17 protein-coding genes, 3 tRNA genes and 1 pseudogene are annotated in these 20,647 nt (G+C 68.2%); 17 read left to right on the top strand and 4 right to left on the bottom strand.

Features of this window, described 5'->3' with window-relative positions; genetic code table 11:
• Nucleotides 1-361 (bottom strand): annotated as a pseudogene (locus GTW40_RS27075) (hydrolase); the annotation flags it as partial.
• A gap of 290 nt (nt 362-651) precedes the next feature.
• On the opposite strand from GTW40_RS27075, the gene GTW40_RS27070 reads away from it, so the two are divergent.
• From GTW40_RS27070 to GTW40_RS27045, 6 genes are all read left to right on the top strand, one after another.
• A tRNA-Thr gene (locus tag GTW40_RS27070) sits at nt 652-724 on the top strand.
• A 46-nt stretch (nt 725-770) separates the two neighbouring features.
• Nucleotides 771-843: transfer RNA gene (locus GTW40_RS27065), tRNA-Met, on the top strand.
• A gap of 86 nt (nt 844-929) precedes the next feature.
• Nucleotides 930-1,094 (top strand): 50S ribosomal protein L33, encoded by a 165-nt coding sequence (gene rpmG, locus GTW40_RS27060; protein ID WP_003948671.1) that lies wholly within the window; start codon nt 930-932, stop codon nt 1,092-1,094.
• Between the two features lie 124 nt (nt 1,095-1,218).
• Nucleotides 1,219-1,671, top strand: a complete 453-nt coding sequence (locus tag GTW40_RS27055) for a MaoC family dehydratase N-terminal domain-containing protein (protein WP_161182765.1) — start codon at nt 1,219-1,221, stop codon at nt 1,669-1,671.
• Nucleotides 1,672-1,677: 6 nt separating this feature from the next.
• Nucleotides 1,678-2,106, top strand: coding sequence for a MaoC family dehydratase (locus GTW40_RS27050; protein ID WP_161182764.1), 429 nt, complete (start codon nt 1,678-1,680; stop codon nt 2,104-2,106).
• An 80-nt stretch (nt 2,107-2,186) separates the two neighbouring features.
• Complete coding sequence (locus GTW40_RS27045; RefSeq protein ID WP_161182763.1) at nt 2,187-3,242, top strand: UDP-N-acetylmuramate dehydrogenase; 1,056 nt, start codon at nt 2,187-2,189, stop codon at nt 3,240-3,242.
• 16 nt (nt 3,243-3,258) lie between these two features.
• Here GTW40_RS27045 and GTW40_RS27040 read toward each other — a convergent pair whose 3' ends face one another.
• Nucleotides 3,259-3,891 (bottom strand): SDR family oxidoreductase, encoded by a 633-nt coding sequence (locus tag GTW40_RS27040; RefSeq protein WP_161182762.1) that lies wholly within the window; start codon nt 3,889-3,891, stop codon nt 3,259-3,261.
• 117 nt (nt 3,892-4,008) lie between these two features.
• On the opposite strand from GTW40_RS27040, the gene GTW40_RS27035 reads away from it, so the two are divergent.
• Nucleotides 4,009-4,605 carry a TetR/AcrR family transcriptional regulator gene (locus tag GTW40_RS27035; protein WP_161182761.1) on the top strand — a complete coding sequence of 199 codons (597 nt, stop codon included), beginning with the start codon at nt 4,009-4,011 and terminating at the stop codon, nt 4,603-4,605.
• A gap of 18 nt (nt 4,606-4,623) precedes the next feature.
• Here GTW40_RS27035 and GTW40_RS27030 read toward each other — a convergent pair whose 3' ends face one another.
• Together GTW40_RS27030 and GTW40_RS27025 are read right to left on the bottom strand one after the other, a co-directional pair.
• Nucleotides 4,624-5,664, bottom strand: a complete 1,041-nt coding sequence (locus GTW40_RS27030; protein ID WP_161182760.1) for an adenosine deaminase — start codon at nt 5,662-5,664, stop codon at nt 4,624-4,626.
• Nucleotides 5,665-5,794: 130 nt separating this feature from the next.
• Nucleotides 5,795-7,021, bottom strand: a complete 1,227-nt coding sequence (locus tag GTW40_RS27025) for a pyridoxal phosphate-dependent aminotransferase (RefSeq protein ID WP_161182759.1) — start codon at nt 7,019-7,021, stop codon at nt 5,795-5,797.
• A 261-nt stretch (nt 7,022-7,282) separates the two neighbouring features.
• On the opposite strand from GTW40_RS27025, the gene GTW40_RS27020 reads away from it, so the two are divergent.
• The 10 genes from GTW40_RS27020 (at nt 7,283) to GTW40_RS26975 (ending at nt 20,594) form a co-directional block, all read left to right on the top strand.
• Nucleotides 7,283-7,355, top strand: a tRNA-Trp gene (locus tag GTW40_RS27020).
• Between the two features lie 107 nt (nt 7,356-7,462).
• Nucleotides 7,463-7,741, top strand: coding sequence for a preprotein translocase subunit SecE (secE, locus tag GTW40_RS27015; RefSeq protein ID WP_161182758.1), 279 nt, complete (start codon nt 7,463-7,465; stop codon nt 7,739-7,741).
• Between the two features lie 80 nt (nt 7,742-7,821).
• On the top strand, nt 7,822-8,658 hold the full coding sequence (gene nusG / locus GTW40_RS27010; RefSeq protein WP_161182757.1) for a transcription termination/antitermination protein NusG: 837 nt from the start codon (nt 7,822-7,824) through the stop codon (nt 8,656-8,658).
• A 177-nt stretch (nt 8,659-8,835) separates the two neighbouring features.
• A complete protein-coding gene (gene rplK / locus GTW40_RS27005) occupies nt 8,836-9,270 on the top strand; it encodes a 50S ribosomal protein L11 (protein ID WP_018543896.1) in 435 nt (144 codons plus the stop codon).
• 99 nt (nt 9,271-9,369) lie between these two features.
• Nucleotides 9,370-10,101 carry a 50S ribosomal protein L1 gene (gene rplA / locus GTW40_RS27000; protein ID WP_161182756.1) on the top strand — a complete coding sequence of 244 codons (732 nt, stop codon included), beginning with the start codon at nt 9,370-9,372 and terminating at the stop codon, nt 10,099-10,101.
• A 153-nt stretch (nt 10,102-10,254) separates the two neighbouring features.
• Nucleotides 10,255-11,169, top strand: a complete 915-nt coding sequence (locus GTW40_RS26995) for a hypothetical protein (RefSeq protein ID WP_161182755.1) — start codon at nt 10,255-10,257, stop codon at nt 11,167-11,169.
• 325 nt (nt 11,170-11,494) lie between these two features.
• Complete coding sequence (gene rplJ, locus GTW40_RS26990) at nt 11,495-12,025, top strand: 50S ribosomal protein L10 (RefSeq protein ID WP_161182754.1); 531 nt, start codon at nt 11,495-11,497, stop codon at nt 12,023-12,025.
• A gap of 118 nt (nt 12,026-12,143) precedes the next feature.
• Nucleotides 12,144-12,527 carry a 50S ribosomal protein L7/L12 gene (gene rplL / locus GTW40_RS26985; protein ID WP_161182753.1) on the top strand — a complete coding sequence of 128 codons (384 nt, stop codon included), beginning with the start codon at nt 12,144-12,146 and terminating at the stop codon, nt 12,525-12,527.
• A gap of 571 nt (nt 12,528-13,098) precedes the next feature.
• Nucleotides 13,099-16,584 carry a DNA-directed RNA polymerase subunit beta gene (rpoB, locus tag GTW40_RS26980; protein WP_161182752.1) on the top strand — a complete coding sequence of 1,162 codons (3,486 nt, stop codon included), beginning with the start codon at nt 13,099-13,101 and terminating at the stop codon, nt 16,582-16,584.
• A gap of 110 nt (nt 16,585-16,694) precedes the next feature.
• Nucleotides 16,695-20,594 (top strand): DNA-directed RNA polymerase subunit beta', encoded by a 3,900-nt coding sequence (locus GTW40_RS26975; RefSeq protein WP_161182751.1) that lies wholly within the window; start codon nt 16,695-16,697, stop codon nt 20,592-20,594.
• Nucleotides 20,595-20,647: the final 53 nt, after the last annotated feature.

The following is a 20,647-nucleotide window of genomic DNA, read 5'->3' as shown; positions in this document are numbered from 1 at the left end:
ACGCCGTCGCCCCGTGCCCGAGCTGGAGCAGCGCCGCCTCGGTGGCCCGGCGCTGGACGTCCTCGGGGGCGTACGACACCGGGCCCGGCTGCTCGGCGCTCAGCGCCGTGTCGCCGTGGGCGTGCGGTTCGGCGGGGGCGGGCAGCAGCAGATAGCCGCCGAGGTCCACGCGGGAGACGGTGCCGGGCGGCCCCGGAGCCAGGCTGCCGGCGGTGCCGACCGCCTCGATGCGCCCGTCCGACAGCCGTACGTCCACGGTCCGGCCGTCGGTCAGCCGTGCCCCGCACAGCAGGAGCGCGGCCGGGTCGGGACGGCCCGGGGGCTCCGGCGGATTCGGCGGCTGCGGATGGCTGTCGTGCATCGGACTCCAGGCGACGGAACGGACGGGACGGCCGCCGGAAGGCGCGGGGGAGGCGGCTCAAGATCACGCTGAGTAGTCCCGAGCCTAGGGTCGGCGCCCGCGCGGGCCGTGGAGGCCGCATTAGTCGTACTGGCGTGGTCACCCCAGGTCAGCCGCCTGCCGAGGGCCGGTGCCGACGTGGTCCCGGCCTGGTGCCGGAGGGGCGCGAGGGCCGGGAGAGGTGCCCGGGACGGGCGGCCGGATACGGATTTGGGCGAACGGCGGCGGACCGTGTAATGTCTTCCTCGCTCGCCCCAATAGCTCAGTCGGCAGAGCGTCTCCATGGTAAGGAGAAGGTCTACGGTTCGATTCCGTATTGGGGCTCTGGTGTGAGAAGTTCCCGTCGCAAGGCGGGAACCGATCTCATCAAAGCGGTGTAGCTCAGTCGGTAGAGCAAGCGGCTCATAATCGCTGTGTCACCGGTTCAAGTCCGGTCACCGCTACACACGGTAGCCGATTGCGGGGTCGGTCCTTCGATCGGCTACTCTTTTATGCGTTCAACCCATCCGTTCGTCCTAGGAGCACTCACGTGGCTGCCACCGACGTCCGCCCGAAGATCACGCTGGCCTGCGTGGAGTGCAAGGAGCGGAACTACATCACCAAGAAGAACCGGCGTAACAACCCGGACCGTCTTGAGATGAAGAAGCACTGCCCGCGTTGCAATGCGCACACCGCGCACCGCGAGACGCGATAAATCAGGCTCGTACATGAGGCCGCCCCCAGACATACGGGGGGCGGCCTCATGTCGTTTTATCTCACGTGTCGCACGACTCGGGCACGCGAGCCGATGCCGCAGCTAGACCAGGAGGTTCCGGGCCATGGCGCTCGACCAGTCCTTCGTGGGGCGTACGTATCCGCCCACCGCGCCCTACGAGGTGGGCCGCGAGAAGATCCGCGAGTTCGCCGAGGCCGTCGGTGAGGCCAACCCGGCGTACACCGACCCGGAAGCCGCCCGCGCGTTCGGTCACCCCGATGTGATCGCGCCGCCGACCTTCGTGTTCTCCATCACCTTCCGCGCCGCCGGACAGGTCGTCCAGGACCCCCAGCTCGGCCTCGACTACAGCCGCGTCGTGCACGGCGACCAGAAGTTCGCCTACCGCCGCCCGGTGCGCGCCGGTGACCGGCTCACGGTCACGTCCACCATCGAGGCGATCAAGTCCATGGCGGGCAACGACATCCTGGACATCCGCGGTGAGGTGCACGACGAGGCCGGCGAGCACGTCGTGACCGCCTGGACCAAGCTGGTGGCCCGCGCGGCCGAGGAGGGCTGAGCACCGATGACGGCGAACATCGCCTACGACGACGTCGAGGTCGGCACCGAGCTGCCCGCCCAGACCTTCCCCGTGGACCGCGCCGCCCTCGTGCGCTACGCGGGCGCCTCCGGGGACTTCAACCCCATCCACTGGAACGAGCGCTTCGCCAAGGAGGTGGGCCTGCCGGACGTCATCGCGCACGGCATGTTCACCATGGCCGAGGCGATCCGCGTGGTCACCGACTGGACCGGCGACCCGGGCGCGGTCCTGGAGTACGGCGTCCGCTTCACCAAGCCGGTCGTCGTGCCCGACGACGACAAGGGTGCGGAGATCCACGTCTCCGCCAAGGTCGCGGCCAAGCTCGACGACAACACCGTCCGCGTGGACCTCGTCGCCACCAGCGGCGGCCAGAAGGTCCTGGGCATGTCCCGGGCGGTCGTACGGCTGGCCTGACAGGCGACAGCGCGGTGAGTAAGGGGCGTCCGCCATGGCGGGCGCCCCTTACCGTTCACCCGGTCTCGTAGTCTGTGCCCGTGCACGTACTCCACGACGCCCCCCTCGCCCCGCTGACCACCTTCCGGCTGGGCGGCCCCGCCACCCGGCTGGTCACCGCCGTCACCGACACCGAGGTGATCGACGCCGTACGGGAGGCCGACGACAACGGCACCCCCCTGCTCGTCATCGGCGGCGGCTCCAACCTGGTCATCGGCGACAAGGGCTTCGACGGCACCGCCCTGCGCATCGCCACGCGCGGCCTGGAGCTGCGCGGCACCACCCTGGAGCTGGCCGCGGGCGAGGTCTGGAGCGACGCCGTCGCCCGCACCGTCGAGGCCGGACTCGCCGGGATCGAGTGCCTGGCCGGCATCCCCGGCTCCGCGGGCGCCACCCCGATCCAGAACGTGGGCGCCTACGGCCAGGAGGTCTCCGCCACGATCACCGAGGTCGTCGCCTACGACCGCCGGGCCGGGGAGACGGTCGTGCTGAGCGGCGAGGAGTGCGGCTTCTCCTACCGTCACAGCCGCTTCAAGGCCGACCCCGAGCGCTATGTCGTCCTGCGCGTCCGCTTCGGCCTGGAGGACGCCGACGGGCTGTCCGCGCCGGTCAAGTACGCCGAGACGGCCCGCGCGCTCGGCGTCGAGGTCGGCGACCGGGTGCCGCTGGCCGAGGCCCGCGCGACCGTGCTGAGGCTGCGTGCCGGGAAGGGCATGGTGCTCGACCCCGAGGACCACGACACCTGGTCCGCCGGGTCCTTCTTCACCAACCCGATCCTCACCGAGGAGGAGTTCGCCGCGTTCCACGCGCGCGTGCGCGCCCGCCTCGGCGACGGCGTCGAGCCGCCCGCGTACCCGGCGGGGGAGGGGCACCGGAAGACCTCGGCGGCCTGGCTGATCGACAAGGCGGGCTTCACCAAGGGCTACGGCACCGGCCCCGCCCGCATCTCCACCAAGCACACCCTCGCCCTCACCAACCGCGGCGAGGCCACCACCGAGGACCTGCTGGCCCTGGCCCGCGAGGTCGTCGCCGGGGTCCGCGAGGCCTTCGGCGTCACGCTCGTCAACGAGCCGGTGACGGTCGGCGTGAGTCTGTGAGTCCGTAAGCACGGCCTCAGTACGCCACCCCGACCCCCTGCCCGACCGTCGCCCCGTCGCCGATCATCGACAGCATCGCGTGCGCCACGTCCGCGCGCCCGATGAAGCGCCCGCCGTGCGGGAAGCCGCCGATCACCCTGCGGTACCGGCCGGTGAGCGGCTTGTCCAGCAGCTTCGGGGGGCGTACGGCCGTCCAGTCGGTGCCGCTTGCCGCCAGCTCGGCCTCTGTCTCGCGCAGGTCGGCGTAGATGTCCCTGAAGACGGCCGACACCACGCGCCGCATCCCCCGGTCCAGGGCGCTCTCCCGTTCCGGAGCGGGGCCGATCGGCGCGGCGGTCACCACGAGCAGGCGGCGTACCTCCTCCGCCTCCATGGCGCCCAGGACCGTACGGGTCAGCGGGGTGGTGATCCCGGCGTCCTTGCGTGTCCGCGCGCCGAGCCCCGACAGCACCGCGTCCCGCCCCGCGACCGCGGACCGCAACGCCTCGGGGTCCGACAGATCACCGCGCACCACACCGAGCCTCTCGCCCGTCACGGCCAGCCGCGCCGGATCCCGGACCACGGCCGTGACCTCGTGCCCGGCCTCCAGTGCCTGCCGGACGATCTCGCCACCGATACCGCCGGTGGCACCGAAAACGGTGAGCTTCATGGCGACTTCCTCTCTTCGGGCGTACCCCGGACCACAGGTGGGTGAGCATTCACTCACCCATGTGCCTTCTAGAGTGGGTAAACACTCACCTGTTCGTCAAGGACGATTGGACGACACATGCAGACGAAGCCGGCCCGCGTCCGCATCCTCGACGCCGCCCACGAGCTGATGCTCACCGTCGGCCTCGCCCGCGCCACCACCAAGGAGATCGCCAAGGCGGCCGGCTGCTCCGAGGCGGCCCTCTACAAGTACTTCGACAGCAAGGAGGACCTGTTCGTCCAGGTCCTCCACGAGCGGCTGCCCGGACTCACCCCGCTCCTTTCCGGCCTCACGGCCGCGCCAGGGCAGGGCACCCTGGAGCAGAACCTCACGGACATCACCCGCGAGGCCGCCCTCTTCTACGAGCAGAGCTTCCCGATCGCCGCGTCCCTTTACGCCGAGCAGCAGCTCAAACGCCGCCACGACGACGCCCTGCGCACCCTCGGCACCGGCCCCCACGTGCCCATCGAGGGCCTGGACGCCTATCTGCGGGCCGAACAGTCCATCGGCCGCGTCCGCCCCGACGCCGACACCTACGCCGCCGCCCTGCTCCTGCTCGGCGCCTGCGTCCAGCGCGCCTTCGCCTACGACGCGAGCCCCGACGGCACCCGGCCGCCCGTGGACGACTTCGCCGCCCGCATGGTCCGTACCGTGCTGACCGGCATCGCCGCCTGAGCCCGTACCTCCCACGCCTCAGGCCGCCGGGCGGGTCAGCCAGTCGTCGATGCCCGCGAGCAGGTGGTCCTTCTTCGGCTCCGGGGCCGCCGAGGCGCGCACCGACTGGCGGGCCAGTTCGGCCAGTTCCGCGTCCGTGAAGGCGTGGTGGTGGCGGGCGATCTCGTACTGGGCGGCCAGCCGGGAGCCGAAGAGGAGGGGGTCGTCGGCGCCCAGCGCCATCGGCACGCCCGCCTCGAAGAGCGTGCGCAGCGGGACGTCCTCCGGCTTCTCGTAGACCCCGAGCGCCACGTTCGAGGCCGGGCAGACCTCGCAGGTGATGCCCCGGTCCGCCAGCCGCTTCAGCAGCCGCGGGTCCTCCGCCGCGCGCACGCCGTGCCCGATCCGGGAGGCGTCCAGGTCGTCCAGGCAGTCCCGCACCGAGGCCGGTCCGGTCAGCTCGCCGCCGTGCGGCGCCGCGAGCAGACCGCCCTCGCGGGCGATGTGGAAGGCCCGGTCGAAGTCACGGGCCATGCCCCGCCGCTCGTCGTTGGAGAGCCCGAAGCCGACCACGCCCCGGTCCGCGTACCGCACCGCGAGGCGGGCCAGCGTGCGCGCGTCCAGCGGGTGCTTCATCCGGTTCGCGGCCACCAGCACCCGCATCCCGAGCCCGGTGTCGCGGGAGGTGGTCTCCACCGCGTCCAGGATGACCTCAAGGGCCGGGATCAGACCGCCCAGCCGGGGCGCGTACGAGGTCGGGTCCACCTGGATCTCCAGCCAGCCCGAGCCGTCCTTCAGGTCCTCCTCGGCGGCTTCCCTGACCAGCCGCTGGATGTCCTCCGGCTCGCGCAGACACGAGCGGGCCGCGTCGTACAGCCGCTGGAAGCGGAACCAGCCGCGCTCGTCCGTCGCCCGCAGTCTCGGCGGCTCGCCGCTGGTCAGCGCCTCCGTCAGCGCGTCGGGCAGGCGGACGCCGTACTTGTCGGCCAGTTCGAGGACGGTTTCCGGCCGCATCGACCCGGTGAAGTGCAGATGAAGATGGGCCTTCGGCAGCTCAGAGACATCACGTACACGCTCCATCCCCAGATCCTGCCGCACGCGTGCGGCACACCGGTAGCGGGTTCCCCTTTAGTGGGCTTGCTCGCACACGGAAGCGGGCCGCCACGCACTCCCAGGAGTGCCCGGCGGCCCGCTTCCGAAGAGAGGAACCTCAGTCCCGCGCCTCCGCCAGCAGCTTCTGCAGCCGGCTCACGCCCTCGATCAGGTCCTCGTCGCCGAGCGCGTACGACAGCCGCAGATAGCCCGGCGTGCCGAAGGCCTCGCCCGGGACCACCGCGACCTCGGCCTCGTCCAGGATCAGCGCGGCCAGCTCGACGGAGTCCTTGGGGCGGCGCCCCCGGATCTCCTTGCCGAGCAGCGCCTTGACCGACGGGTAGACGTAGAACGCGCCCTCGGGCTCCGGGCAGACCACGCCGTCGATCTCGTTGAGCATCCGCACGATCGTCCTACGGCGCCGGTCGAAGGCCTCGCGCATCTCCGCCACGGCCTCCAGGTCGCCGGAGACGGCGGCGAGCGCGGCCGCCTGGGCCACGTTGGAGACGTTCGACGTGGCGTGCGACTGGAGGTTGGTCGCGGCCTTGATCACGTCCTTCGGGCCGATCACCCAGCCCACCCGCCAGCCGGTCATGGCGTACGTCTTGGCGACGCCGTTGACCACGACGCACTTGTCGCGCAGCTCGGGCAGGATCGCCGGGAGCGAGGTGAACGTCGCGTCGCCGTAGACCAGGTGCTCGTAGATCTCGTCGGTCAGCACCCACAGGCCGTGCTCGACGGCCCAGCGGCCGATCGCCTCGGCCTCGGCCTCGCTGTAGACGGCGCCGGTCGGGTTGGACGGGGAGACGAAGAGGACGACCTTGGTCTTCTCCGTGCGCGCGGCCTCCAGCTGCTCGACGGTGACGCGGTAGCCCGTCGTCTCGTCGGCCACGACCTCCACCGGGACACCGCCCGCGAGGCGGATCGACTCCGGATAGGTCGTCCAGTACGGCGCCGGGACGATGACCTCGTCGCCCGGGTCGAGGATCGCGGCGAACGCCTCGTAGATGGCCTGCTTGCCGCCGTTGGTCACGAGGATCTGGGACGCGTCGACCTCGTAGCCGGAGTCGCGCAGCGTCTTCGCGGCGATGGCGGTCTTCAGCTCGGGCAGGCCGCCCGCCGGGGTGTAGCGGTGGAACCGGGGGTTCCTGCACGCCTCGACGGCCGCCTCGACGATGTAGCCGGGGGTCGGGAAGTCGGGCTCACCGGCGCCGAAGCCGATCACCGGACGCCCGGCGGCCTTGAGGGCCTTGGCCTTGGCGTCCACGGCGAGGGTGGCGGACTCGGAGATCGCGCCGACTCGGGCGGAGACCCGGCGCTCGGTGGGAGGGTTTGCAGCGCTCATGGGGCCCATCGTTCCAGACCCGAAACGCCCCGGGTACACGGGTTTCACAGACTGAACGGCAACAGGGCCCCGGCAGAACCGGTGTCCGAATCCGGGCCCCGGCCAGGACGATCACCGCTGCGCGGTACCCGGTCAGCCACTTTCTGTTCGACGCCGGGCCCCGGACCACGTACACTCACACCTCGTTGGTCTCCAGCGGCCGTCGCGCGACCGGTGCACACCGGGCACTCGGTCGGATGCGGTACGTTGGGGAACACACAAAGGGTCGTAGCTCAATTGGTAGAGCACCGGTCTCCAAAACCGGCGGTTGGGGGTTCAAGTCCCTCCGGCCCTGCTACACACACCGCCAGGATGTGTGCGCATGTACGTACTGCAATGCACCGCCGTGCGGCTCAAGAACCGGGCGCGGCACGGCCACGACCCGGGATCAGGTGAGGACGCATGACGGACGCCGTGGGCTCCATCGATACGCCTGATGCTCAGGACGAGCTGCAGAAGAAGCCCCGCAAGGGCGGCAAGCGCGCCAAGAAGGGCCCGCTGAAGCGCCTCGCGATCTTCTACCGCCAGATCATCGCGGAACTCCGCAAGGTCGTCTGGCCGACGCGCAACCAGCTGACGTCCTACACCACTGTGGTGATCGTCTTTGTTGTCGTCATGATCGCCCTGGTGACCGTGATTGACTATGGGCTCAACCACGCGGCCAAGTACGTTTTCGGCTGAGCCAAAAGCGAAGGGCGCCGTGGTACCGGCGCCCGTTTTCGCATGTTCCACCCCTATGTATCCAGGAAGAAGCAGCCATCGTGTCTGACCCGAACCTGAACGACGCCACCGAGCCGGACGAGACGGTCGACGACGAGCTCGACATCGTCGAGGGCGCGGACGAGCGGGACGAGTTCGAGGCTGCCGAGGAAGAGGCGGGCGAGCCGGCCGAAGAGGCCGCCGTGCACGTCGAGGGCGACGCCGAAGCGGTCGTCGAGGTCGCCGAGGACATCGTCGAGGTCGAGGAAGAGACCGAGCCCGTCGACCCGGTCGTCGCGCTCCGCGAGGAGCTGCGCACCCTCCCCGGCGAGTGGTACGTCATCCACACCTACGCCGGTTACGAGAACCGCGTGAAGACCAACCTGGAGCAGCGCGCCGTCTCGCTGAACGTCGAGGACTACATCTTCCAGGCCGAGGTGCCGCAGGAAGAGGTCGTCCAGATCAAGAACGGCGACCGCAAGACGATCAAGCAGAACAAGCTGCCGGGTTACGTCCTCGTCCGCATGGACCTGACCAACGAGTCCTGGGGCGTCGTCCGCAACACCCCGGGTGTCACCGGCTTCGTCGGCAACGCCTACGACCCGTACCCGCTGACCCTGGACGAGATCGTCAAGATGCTCGCCCCGGAGGCCGAGGAGAAGGCCGCCCGCGAGGCCGCCGAGGCCGAGGGCAAGCCCGCCCCGCAGCGCAAGGTCGAGGTCCAGGTGCTGGACTTCGAGGTGGGCGACTCGGTCACCGTCACCGACGGCCCCTTCGCCACCCTCCAGGCCACGATCAACGAGATCAACGCCGACTCGAAGAAGGTCAAGGGCCTCGTCGAGATCTTCGGCCGCGAGACCCCGGTCGAGCTGAGCTTCGACCAGATCCAGAAGAACTAGCACTCGCCGGTTCCCCTGGGCACACGCTTCCGGGCAGGTCAGACGAGCTCTCGTAGCACGTCTGACCTGCCCGGTTTTTAGCCGCGCATCTATACCCGTTATCGTTGTGCGGTATGCCTGCATCCGGGTGGTTCCCCGGACGCGGGCAGGACCCGAATCGAAAGGACCCGGAGAGCTATGCCTCCCAAGAAGAAGAAGGTCACGGGGCTTATCAAGCTCCAGATCAACGCCGGTGCGGCGAACCCGGCCCCGCCGGTCGGCCCCGCGCTCGGTCAGCACGGCGTCAACATCATGGAGTTCTGCAAGGCCTACAACGCCGCGACCGAGTCGCAGCGTGGCTGGGTCATCCCGGTGGAGATCACGGTCTACGAGGACCGCTCCTTCACCTTCGTGACCAAGACGCCGCCGGCCGCCAAGATGATCCTCAAGGCCGCGGGTGTCGAGAAGGGCTCCGGCGAGCCGCACAAGACCAAGGTCGCCAAGATCACCGAGGCGCAGGTCCGCGAGATCGCCACGACCAAGATGCCCGACCTCAACGCCAACGACCTCGACGCCGCGTCGAAGATCATCGCCGGCACCGCCCGCTCCATGGGTATCACGGTCGAGGGCTGAACACCCCCCTTGTAGTCATGCGGCCGTAGCCGGTCGCACGTGGCAGGGCCTGCTCGGCCCGTACCACGACTCCTTTCCCAGAACACACCAGGAGCAGTTGTGAGCAAGCGCAGCAAGGCTCTCCGCGCTGCGGACGCCAAGATCGACCGGGACAAGCTGTACGCCCCGCTCGAGGCCGTCCGTCTCGCCAAGGAGACCTCCACGTCCAAGTTCGACGGCACCGTCGAGGTCGCCTTCCGTCTGGGTGTCGACCCGCGCAAGGCCGACCAGATGGTCCGTGGCACCGTGAACCTTCCGCACGGCACCGGTAAGACCGCCCGGGTCCTGGTCTTCGCGACCGGCGACCGTGCCGAGGCCGCGCGTGCCGCGGGCGCCGACATCGTCGGCTCCGACGAGCTGATCGACGAGATCTCCAAGGGCAACCGCCTGAACGAGTTCGACGCCGTCGTCGCCACCCCGGACCTCATGGGCAAGGTCGGCCGCCTCGGCCGCGTCCTCGGCCCGCGTGGTCTGATGCCGAACCCGAAGACCGGCACCGTGACCCCGGACGTGGCCAAGGCCGTGACCGAGATCAAGGGCGGCAAGATCGAGTTCCGCGTCGACAAGCACTCGAACCTGCACTTCATCATCGGCAAGGCGTCGTTCGACGACACGAAGCTGGTGGAGAACTACGGCGCGGCCCTGGAGGAGATCCTCCGTCTGAAGCCGTCCGCCGCCAAGGGTCGCTACATCAAGAAGGCCGCCATCAGCACCACGATGGGCCCCGGCATTCCGGTCGACTCGAACCGCACCCGTAACCTCCTCGTCGAGGAGGACCCGGCCGCCGTCTGAGCCCCCGGCTCATGAGGCAGCCGCGTCGGTGACGCGTCAGCAGGGCGGACCCCGCAACCGAGAGGTGGCGGGGTCCGTCCTTTTTCTGTGCGCGCTGTCAGTGGCCCGCGCTACGGTGCGAACACGACAACGCGTCAAGGGGTGGGGAAACACATGCAGAGCACGACCGTCCGCCGTACGGCCCTCGCGGCCGCCGTCGCCGCCGCGCTGTCCGGGGTGGCCGCCTGCGGCGTCCAGGACGACGGGAAGGGCGGCAAGGGCGGCAAGGCGGCCCAGGAAGTCGTACCGGTGAGCCCCATCGCGGCCCTCCGCTCGGCGGACCGGTCGACCGAGCAGGCCGAGTCCGTGAAGGTGCGCTCCACCATGAGCCTCGGCAAGCTCGTGGAGACCTCGGCCGACGGCGCCTTCGCCTGGAACGGCGGCGGCCTGCGCGGTGAGATGACCATCACCTACACCGGCGGTGACATGGCCGAGCTGATGCGCAAGGCCGGCTCCGCCTCCTCCCAGGCCCGCTATCTGCCGGACGCCTTCTACGCGAAGATGGGCGGCGCCTTCGTCAAGCAGTACGGCGGCAGGCACTGGCTCAGGTACGGCTACGCCGACATCGCCAAGCTGGGCGGCCGGGGCGCGACCGCGTACCTCCAGGACCAGGTCCGCCGCAGCTCCCCGAACCAGTCGGTGAAGCTGCTGCTCGCCTCCGGTGATGTGAAGAAGGTCGGCGAGGAGACGGTGGACGGCGTCGCCACGACGCACTATTCCGGTGCCGTGGACATCGCCGCCCTGGCGGGAAAGAACAGCGGACTCACGGCCGCGCAGCTGTCCGACCTCAAGAGCGAGCTGACCCAGGCCGGCATCACCACCGAGACCGTCGACATCTGGATGAACGACAAGAACCTGCTGGTCAAGAAGGTCGAGAAGGCCAAGTCGGCGAACGGCGAGATGCTCAGCACCACCCACTTCAGCGACTACGGCGTCAAGGTCACCACCGAGGCGCCCCCGGCGAGCGACACCAAGGACTTCAAGGACCTGGTGAAGTCCCTGCAGTCCGGCAGCGGCCTCCCTTCCTGAGGCGCCAGGTCCTGAGGTTCCAGGGCCTCCGGAGGGTCCGGAGGGCACCGATTTGCTCGGCGGTGCCCCGGTCCCGTACTCTCTCGGAGAAGCCAAAGACCGCTGGTCGTTGCCGTGCGCTGTTATGAGCGTTCGGTGGCCGAAGGACCTACTGAAAAGTGGGCGACCCGCGCAGGTGATTGTGGAAGAACTCCCGGAGCAGACGCGCTCACGCGTGTGCGGCCGGTCGAGTCCGCCCCGAGCACCTGCGCCGGGGCGTTTCTTTTTGCCCAGTCCTCCTTCGGGTCCGCGCGGTCAGAATCACCCGGAAGGAGGCCGAGACTCTATGGCGACGCCCGAAAAGGCTGCCGCGGTTGCCGAGCTGACGGACAAGTTCCGCAGCTCCAACGCCGCCGTGCTGACCGAGTACCGCGGTCTCACCGTGGCACAGCTCAAGACGCTGCGCCGGTCGCTCGGTGAGAACGCCCACTACGCCGTGGTGAAGAACACGCTGACCAAGATTGCGGCCAACGAGGCCGGGATCACGCTGGACGACCAGCTTTTCGCTGGTCCGACGGCCGTCGCCTTCGTCACCGGTGACCCGGTGGAGTCGGCGAAGGGTCTGCGTGACTTCGCCAAGGACAACCCGAACCTCGTCATCAAGGGCGGTGTCCTTGATGGCAAGGCGATGTCCGCCGACGAGATCAAGAAGCTTGCGGACCTCGAGTCCCGCGAGGTTCTGCTCAGCAAGCTGGCCGGTGCCTTCAAGGGCAAGCAGTCTCAGGCTGCTTCGCTCTTCCAGGCGCTGCCGTCGAAGCTCGTCCGCACCGTGGACGCCCTTCGCGCCAAGCAGGCCGAGCAGGGCGGTGCCGAGTAATTCGGCTCGCTTTCTGATCCTGGCCGCCTGACGGCGGCGAGGGTCGCAGCGGGCCCTAAGTACGCCCGCCTCACCCAGTACATCCGGCACCTGCCGAATTAGTGGAAGGACCGCCATCATGGCGAAGCTCACCCAGGACGAGCTGCTGGCCCAGTTCGAGGAGATGACCCTCATCGAGCTCTCCGAGTTCGTGAAGGCCTTCGAGGACAAGTTCGACGTCACCGCCGCCGCTGCCGTCGCCGTCGCCGGCCCGGCCGGCCCGGCCGCCGCCGCCGAGGCCGTCGAGGAGCAGGACGAGTTCGACGTCATCCTCACCGGCGCCGGCGAGAAGAAGATCCAGGTCATCAAGGTCGTGCGCGAGCTGACCTCCCTGGGTCTGAAGGAGGCCAAGGACCTCGTCGACGGCACCCCGAAGCCGGTCCTCGAGAAGGTCGCCAAGGAGGCCGCGGAGAAGGCTGCCGAGTCCCTCAAGGCCGCCGGCGCCTCCGTCGAGGTCAAGTAAGACCTCACGGGGTTCAGCGAACCTCACAGCGCTCTGATTACGGCCCGAGAGGGCTTGTAACGCGAACGCACCGAAGAGCGATCATCCATCCGGGTGGTCGCTCTTCGGCGTGTCCGGAGGGGGACCACGGTTGCCTTGCACTCGTGGTGGCGAGGGGTATGGTGATCATCGTCGCGTCTCCGGACGGCCCCGTTCCGGCTGGGGGGCCTTGACGAACCGCACGCAGCGCGCAATTCTCAGGACGCGTCGTCACAACGATCCGAATCCGAGGCATGGATCGACGGCGAAGAGGGCAGTATCACCGTGCGTTGAGGGCAACATGCCGAGGGCGTCGAAGACGAGGGCGTTGAGAAAGACGAAGGGTCCCCGAAACCCGCACTGGACATCAGTGTGCCAAGTGGCTACACTGACCCTTTGCGCTGCCTGTTAGCTGTCCCCTGCCCGTCACCAGGGGTCTGCCCTCCCCCGAGCACTGACGGCCGAACTTCCCTGACCTGGGGTTTTCCGTCTTCGCGCTGGGAGAGGGGCCGGTACGCGCGTAGTGAGTCCGAGCCCTCGGAAGGACCCCCTCTTGGCCGCCTCGCGCACTGCCTCGACCGCGAATACGAACAACGGCGCCAGCACCGCCCCGCTGCGCATTTCCTTTGCAAAGATCAAGGAGCCCCTCGAGGTTCCGAACCTTCTCGCGCTCCAGACCGAGAGCTTCGACTGGCTGCTCGGCAACGACGCCTGGAAGGCTCGCGTCGAGAAGGCTCTCGAGAACGGTCAGGACGTCCCCACCAAGTCCGGTCTGGAGGAGATCTTCGAGGAGATCTCCCCGATCGAGGACTTCTCCGGGTCGATGTCGCTGACGTTCCGCGACCACCGCTTCGAGCCGCCGAAGAACTCCATCGACGAGTGCAAGGACCGCGACTTCACGTACGCCGCTCCGCTCTTCGTCACGGCTGAGTTCACCAACAACGAGACCGGCGAGATCAAGTCCCAGACGGTCTTCATGGGCGACTTCCCGCTCATGACGAACAAGGGCACCTTCGTCATCAACGGCACCGAGCGTGTCGTGGTGTCCCAGCTGGTCCGTTCCCCCGGTGTCTACTTCGACTCCTCCATCGACAAGACGTCCGACAAGGACATCTACTCCGCCAAGATCATCCCGTCCCGGGGTGCCTGGCTGGAGATGGAGATCGACAAGCGCGACATGGTCGGTGTCCGCATCGACCGCAAGCGCAAGCAGTCGGTCACCGTCCTGCTCAAGGCGCTCGGCTGGACCACCGAGCAGATCCTCGAGGAGTTCGGCGAGTACGAGTCGATGCGCGCCACCCTGGAGAAGGACCACACCCAGGGCCAGGACGACGCGCTGCTCGACATCTACCGCAAGCTGCGTCCGGGCGAGCCGCCCACGCGCGAGGCCGCGCAGACGCTGCTCGAGAACCTGTACTTCAACCCCAAGCGCTACGACCTGGCCAAGGTCGGCCGCTACAAGGTCAACAAGAAGCTGGGTGCGGACGCTCCGCTGAACGCGGGTGTCCTGACCGTCGAGGACGTCATCTCGACGATCAAGTACCTGGTGAAGCTGCACGCGGGCGAGACCGAGACGGTCGGCGACAGCGGCCAGTCGATCGTCGTCGAGACCGACGACATCGACCACTTCGGCAACCGTCGTCTGCGCAGCGTCGGCGAGCTGATCCAGAACCAGGTCCGTACGGGTCTCGCCCGTATGGAGCGTGTCGTGCGCGAGCGCATGACCACCCAGGACGTCGAGGCGATCACGCCGCAGACCCTGATCAACATCCGGCCGGTCGTCGCCTCCATCAAGGAGTTCTTCGGCACCAGCCAGCTGTCGCAGTTCATGGACCAGAACAACCCGCTGTCGGGTCTCACCCACAAGCGCCGTCTGTCGGCGCTTGGTCCGGGTGGTCTCTCCCGTGAGCGGGCCGGCTTCGAGGTCCGTGACGTGCACCCCTCGCACTACGGCCGCATGTGCCCGATCGAGACGCCCGAAGGCCCGAACATCGGTCTGATCGGCTCGCTCGCCTCCTACGGCCGGGTCAACGCGTTCGGTTTCGTCGAGACGCCGTACCGCAAGGTCGTCGACGGCCAGGTCACCGACGAGGTGGACTACCTGACCGCCGACGAGGAGGACCGCTTCGTCATCGCGCAGGCCAACGCCACGCTCAACGACGACATGCGCTTCGAGGAGTCCCGCGTCCTGGTCCGCCGTCGTGGCGGCGAGGTCGACTACGTCCCCGGTGACGAGGTCGACTACATGGACGTCTCGCCGCGCCAGATGGTGTCGGTCGCGACCGCCATGATCCCGTTCCTCGAGCACGACGACGCCAACCGTGCCCTCATGGGCGCGAACATGATGCGTCAGGCCGTGCCGCTCATCAAGAGCGAGGCCCCGCTCGTCGGCACCGGCATGGAGTACCGCTCCGCCGTCGACGCCGGTGACGTGGTCAAGGCCGAGAAGGCGGGTGTGGTCCAGGAGGTCTCCGCGGACTACGTCACGACCGCCAACGACGACGGCACGTACATCACGTACCGCCTGCACAAGTTCTCGCGCTCCAACCAGGGCACCTCGGTCAACCAGAAGGTCATCGTCAACGAGGGCGACCGGATCATCGAGGGCCAGGTCCTGGCCGACGGTCCGGCCACCGAGAACGGCGAGATGGCCCTGGGCAAGAACCTGCTCGTGGCGTTCATGCCGTGGGAGGGTCACAACTACGAGGACGCGATCATCCTGTCGCAGCGCCTCGTGCAGGACGACGTCCTCTCCTCGATCCACATCGAGGAGCACGAGGTCGACGCCCGTGACACCAAGCTCGGCCCCGAGGAGATCACCCGGGACATCCCGAACGTCTCCGAGGAGGTCCTGGCGGACCTGGACGAGCGCGGCATCATCCGCATCGGCGCCGAGGTCACCGCGGGCGACATCCTCGTCGGCAAGGTCACGCCCAAGGGTGAGACCGAGCTGACCCCCGAGGAGCGTCTGCTCCGCGCGATCTTCGGTGAGAAGGCCCGTGAGGTCCGCGACACCTCCCTGAAGGTGCCGCACGGCGAGACCGGCAAGATCATCGGTGTCCGCGTCTTCGACCGCGAAGAGGGCGACGAGCTGCCGCCGGGCGTGAACCAGCTGGTCCGCGTCTACGTCGCGCAGAAGCGCAAGATCACCGACGGTGACAAGCTCGCCGGCCGTCACGGCAACAAGGGTGTCATCTCCAAGATCAACCCGATCGAGGACATGCCGTTCCTCGAGGACGGCACCCCGGTCGACATCATCCTCAACCCGCTGGGTGTCCCGTCCCGAATGAACCCGGGACAGGTCCTGGAGATCCACCTCGGCTGGCTCGCCAGCCGCGGCTGGGACGTCTCCGGCCTCGCGGAGGAGTGGGCTCAGCGTCTGCAGGCCATCGGCGCCGACCAGGTCGAGCCCGGCACCAACGTCGCCACCCCGGTCTTCGACGGTGCCCGCGAGGACGAGCTGGCGGGTCTGCTGCAGCACACCATCCCGAACCGCGACGGCGAGCGCATGGTGCTCCCGACCGGCAAGGCGCGGCTGTTCGACGGCCGCAGCGGTGAGCCGTTCCCGGACCCGGTCTCGGTCGGCTACATGTACATCCTCAAGCTGCACCACCTGGTCGACGACAAGCTGCACGCGCGCTCGACCGGTCCGTACTCGATGATCACCCAGCAGCCGCTGGGTGGTAAGGCTCAGTTCGGTGGCCAGCGCTTCGGTGAGATGGAGGTGTGGGCGCTCGAGGCTTACGGTGCCGCCTACGCCCTCCAGGAACTGCTGACCATCAAGTCCGACGACGTCACCGGCCGCGTGAAGGTCTACGAGGCCATCGTCAAGGGCGAGAACATCCCCGAGCCCGGCATCCCCGAGTCCTTCAAGGTGCTCATCAAGGAGATGCAGTCCCTGTGCCTCAACGTGGAGGTGCTGTCCTCGGACGGCATGTCCATCGAGATGCGCGACACCGACGAGGACGTCTTCCGCGCAGCGGAGGAGCTCGGTATCGACCTGTCCCGGCGCGAGCCGAGCAGCGTCGAAGAGGTCTGACGGGAGTCCGGTACGGGGGCTCGGTCCCGCAAGGAACTGAGCCCCCGGCCGGCCCCAGGACCCCCGTTTCAGACCCCATGACTCACAACCCTGAGAGGGATTGACGCATAGTGCTCGACGTCAACTTCTTCGACGAGCTCCGGATCGGTCTGGCCACCGCTGACGACATCCGTCAGTGGAGCCACGGCGAGGTCAAGAAGCCGGAGACCATCAACTACCGCACGCTCAAGCCCGAGAAGGACGGACTCTTCTGCGAGAAGATCTTCGGTCCGACCCGGGACTGGGAGTGCTACTGCGGCAAGTACAAGCGCGTCCGCTTCAAGGGCATCATCTGTGAGCGCTGTGGCGTCGAGGTCACGCGCGCCAAGGTGCGCCGTGAGCGGATGGGCCACATCGAGCTCGCCGCTCCCGTCACCCACATCTGGTACTTCAAGGGCGTTCCGTCGCGTCTGGGCTACCTGCTCGACCTCGCCCCGAAGGACCTCGAGAAGGTCATCTACTTCGCCGCGTACATGATCACGTACGTCGACGAGGAGCGCCGTCAGCGCGACCTGCCCTCGCTGGAGGCCCACGTCTCCGTCGAGCGTCAGCAGATCGAGAACCGCCGCGACTCCGACCTGGAGGCCCGCGCCAAGAAGCTCGAGACCGACCTGGCCGAGCTCGAGGCCGAGGGTGCCAAGGCCGATGTGCGCCGCAAGGTGCGCGAGGGTGCCGAGCGCGAGATGAAGCAGCTGCGCGACCGCGCGCAGCGCGAGATCGACCGTCTCGACGAGGTGTGGAACCGCTTCAAGAACCTCAAGGTCCAGGACCTCGAGGGCGACGAGCTGCTCTACCGCGAGCTGCGTGACCGCTTCGGCACGTACTTCGACGGCTCGATGGGTGCCGCGGCGCTGCAGAAGCGCCTGGAGTCCTTCGACCTCGAGGAGGAGGCCGAGCGTCTCCGCGAGATCATCCGCACCGGCAAGGGCCAGAAGAAGACCCGTGCGCTCAAGCGCCTCAAGGTCGTCTCCGCGTTCCTGCAGACCAGCAACAGCCCCAAGGGCATGGTGCTCGACTGCGTGCCGGTCATCCCGCCGGACCTGCGTCCGATGGTGCAGCTGGACGGTGGCCGCTTCGCGACCTCCGACCTGAACGACCTGTACCGCCGTGTGATCAACCGCAACAACCGTCTGAAGCGCCTGCTCGACCTGGGTGCTCCGGAGATCATCGTCAACAACGAGAAGCGCATGCTTCAGGAGGCTGTTGACGCCCTCTTCGACAACGGTCGTCGTGGTCGCCCGGTGACGGGTCCGGGTAACCGCCCGCTGAAGTCCCTCAGCGACATGCTGAAGGGCAAGCAGGGTCGTTTCCGTCAGAACCTGCTCGGCAAGCGAGTCGACTACTCGGCGCGTTCCGTCATCGTCGTCGGCCCGCAGCTGAAGCTGCACCAGTGCGGTCTGCCCAAGGCCATGGCGCTGGAGCTCTTCAAGCCGTTCGTGATGAAGCGCCTGGTCGACCTGAACCACGCGCAGAACATCAAGAGCGCCAAGCGCATGGTGGAGCGCGGCCGCACGGTCGTGTACGACGTCCTCGAAGAGGTCATCGCCGAGCACCCGGTTCTGCTGAACCGTGCTCCCACCCTGCACCGCCTCGGCATCCAGGCCTTCGAGCCGCAGCTGGTCGAGGGCAAGGCCATCCAGATCCACCCGCTCGTCTGCACCGCGTTCAACGCGGACTTCGACGGTGACCAGATGGCCGTGCACCTGCCGCTCTCCGCGGAGGCGCAGGCCGAGGCCCGCATCCTGATGCTGTCCTCGAACAACATCCTCAAGCCCGCCGACGGCCGTCCGGTGACGATGCCGACCCAGGACATGGTCCTCGGTCTGTTCTTCCTCACCACCGACGGTGAACTGCGTGACACCAAGGGCGAGGGCCGCGCGTTCGGCTCCACGGCCGAGGCGATCATGGCGTTCGACGCCGGTGAGCTGGCCCTGCAGTCGCCGGTCGACATCCGCTTCCCGGTGGGCACCATCCCGCCGCGTGGCTGGACGCCGCCGGAGCGCGAGGAGGGCGAGCCCGAGTGGCAGCAGGGGGACTCGTTCCGTCTGCGCACCACCCTGGGCCGTGCGCTCTTCAACGAGCTGCTGCCCGAGGACTACCCGTTCGTCGACTACTCGGTGGGCAAGAAGCAGCTCTCCGAGATCGTCAACGACCTGGCCGAGCGCTACCCCAAGGTCATCGTGGCGGCGACGCTCGACAACCTGAAGGCGGCGGGCTTCTTCTGGGCGACCCGTTCCGGTGTCACCGTGGCCATCTCCGACGTCGTCGTTCCCGAGGCGAAGAAGGAGATCGTCAAGGGCTACGAGGCGCAGGACGAGAAGGTCCAGAAGCAGTACGAGCGCGGTCTCATCACCAAGGAAGAGCGCACTCAGGAGCTCATCAACATCTGGACCAAGGCGACCAACGAGGTCGCCGAGGCGATGAACGAGAACTTCCCCAAGACGAACCCCATCTTCATGATGGTTGACTCGGGTGCCCGAGGAAACATGATGCAGATGCGGCAGATCGCCGGTATGCGTGGTCTGGTGTCGAACGCCAAGAACGAGACGATCCCGCGTCCGATCAAGGCGTCCTTCCGTGAGGGCCTGTCCGTGCTGGAGTACTTCATCTCCACGCACGGTGCCCGTAAGGGTCTGGCGGACACCGCCCTGCGTACCGCCGACTCGGGTTACCTGACCCGTCGTCTGGTGGACGTCTCGCAGGACGTCATCATCCGCGAGGAGGACTGCGGCACCGAGCGCGGTCTCAAGCTCCGTATCGCGGACCGCGGCGCGGACGGTGTGCTGCGCAAGGCCGACAACGTCGAGACCAGCGTGTACGCACGTGCGCTGGCCGAGGACATCGTCGTCGACGGTGTGGTGCTCGCCCCGGCCAACACCGACCTGGGCGACGTCCTCATCGACGAGCTGGTCAAGCACGGCGTCGAGGAGGTCAAGACCCGCTCGGTCCTGACCTGCGAGTCCGCCGTCGGCACCTGCGCGATGTGCTACGGCCGTTCGTTGGCCACCGGCAAGCTGGTCGACATCGGTGAGGCGGTCGGCATCATCGCCGCCCAGTCCATCGGTGAGCCCGGTACCCAGCTGACGATGCGTACCTTCCACACCGGTGGTGTGGCCGGTGACGACATCACCCAGGGTCTGCCCCGTGTCGTCGAGCTCTTCGAGGCCCGTACCCCGAAGGGTGTCGCCCCGATCTCCGAGGCCTCCGGCCGCGTGCGGATCGAGGAGACCGAGAAGACCAAGAAGCTCGTCGTCACCCCGGACGACGGCAGCGACGAGACGGCGTTCCCGATCTCGAAGCGTGCCAAGGTCCTGGTGACCGAGGGCGAGCACGTCGAGGTGGGTCAGCAGCTCACCATGGGTGCCACCAACCCGCACGACGTGCTGCGCATCCTGGGTCAGCGTGCCGTCCAGGTCCACCTGGTCGGCGAGGTCCAGAAGGTCTACAACTCGCAGGGCGTGTCGATCCACGACAAGCACATCGAGATCATCATCCGGCAGATGCTCCGCCGTGTGACGATCATCGAGTCGGGCGACGCCGAGCTGCTGCCCGGCGAGCTGGTCGAGCGGTCGAAGTTCGAGACCGAGAACCGTCGTGTGGTCCAGGAGGGCGGTCACCCGGCCTCCGGTCGTCCGCAGCTGATGGGTATCACCAAGGCGTCGCTGGCGACGGAGTCGTGGCTGTCCGCGGCCTCCTTCCAGGAGACGACCAGGGTCCTGACGGACGCGGCGATCAACGCCAAGTCCGACTCCCTGATCGGCCTCAAGGAGAACGTCATCATCGGTAAGCTCATCCCGGCCGGTACGGGTCTCTCCCGCTACCGCAACATCCGGGTGGAGCCGACCGAGGAGGCCAAGGCCGCGATGTACTCGGCCGTCGGCTACGACGACATCGACTACTCGCCGTTCGGCGCGGGCTCCGGCCAGGCCGTGCCGCTGGAGGACTACGACTACGGTCCGTACAACCAGTAAGCGAGCAGTCCGAAGGGCGGCATCCTCTCCGGGGGGTGCCGCCCTTCGGCGTT

The organism is Streptomyces sp. SID4985 (assembly GCF_009863025.1).
Taxonomy (GTDB): Bacteria; Actinomycetota; Actinomycetes; order Streptomycetales; family Streptomycetaceae; genus Streptomyces.
Note: the sequence above shows the minus strand (reverse complement) of the source record. Positions and strands in the feature narration are given on the sequence as shown.

Bases quoted from the DNA above. Each gene is read 5' to 3' on its own strand.
- rplJ (WP_161182754.1), top strand. From the start codon at position 11,495: ATGGCGACGCCCGAAAAGGCTGCCGCGGTTGCCGAGCTGACGGACAAG.
- GTW40_RS27025 (WP_161182759.1), bottom strand. From the start codon at position 7,021: ATGAGCGCTGCAAACCCTCCCACCGAGCGCCGGGTCTCCGCCCGAGTC.
- GTW40_RS27030 (WP_161182760.1), bottom strand. From the start codon at position 5,664: ATGGAGCGTGTACGTGATGTCTCTGAGCTGCCGAAGGCCCATCTTCAT.
- rplK (WP_018543896.1), top strand. From the start codon at position 8,836: ATGCCTCCCAAGAAGAAGAAGGTCACGGGGCTTATCAAGCTCCAGATC.
- secE (WP_161182758.1), top strand. From the start codon at position 7,463: ATGACGGACGCCGTGGGCTCCATCGATACGCCTGATGCTCAGGACGAG.
- GTW40_RS27055 (WP_161182765.1), top strand. From the start codon at position 1,219: ATGGCGCTCGACCAGTCCTTCGTGGGGCGTACGTATCCGCCCACCGCG.
- GTW40_RS26995 (WP_161182755.1), top strand. From the start codon at position 10,255: ATGCAGAGCACGACCGTCCGCCGTACGGCCCTCGCGGCCGCCGTCGCC.
- GTW40_RS27040 (WP_161182762.1), bottom strand. From the start codon at position 3,891: ATGAAGCTCACCGTTTTCGGTGCCACCGGCGGTATCGGTGGCGAGATC.
- rplL (WP_161182753.1), top strand. From the start codon at position 12,144: ATGGCGAAGCTCACCCAGGACGAGCTGCTGGCCCAGTTCGAGGAGATG.
- GTW40_RS27050 (WP_161182764.1), top strand. From the start codon at position 1,678: ATGACGGCGAACATCGCCTACGACGACGTCGAGGTCGGCACCGAGCTG.
- GTW40_RS27035 (WP_161182761.1), top strand. From the start codon at position 4,009: ATGCAGACGAAGCCGGCCCGCGTCCGCATCCTCGACGCCGCCCACGAG.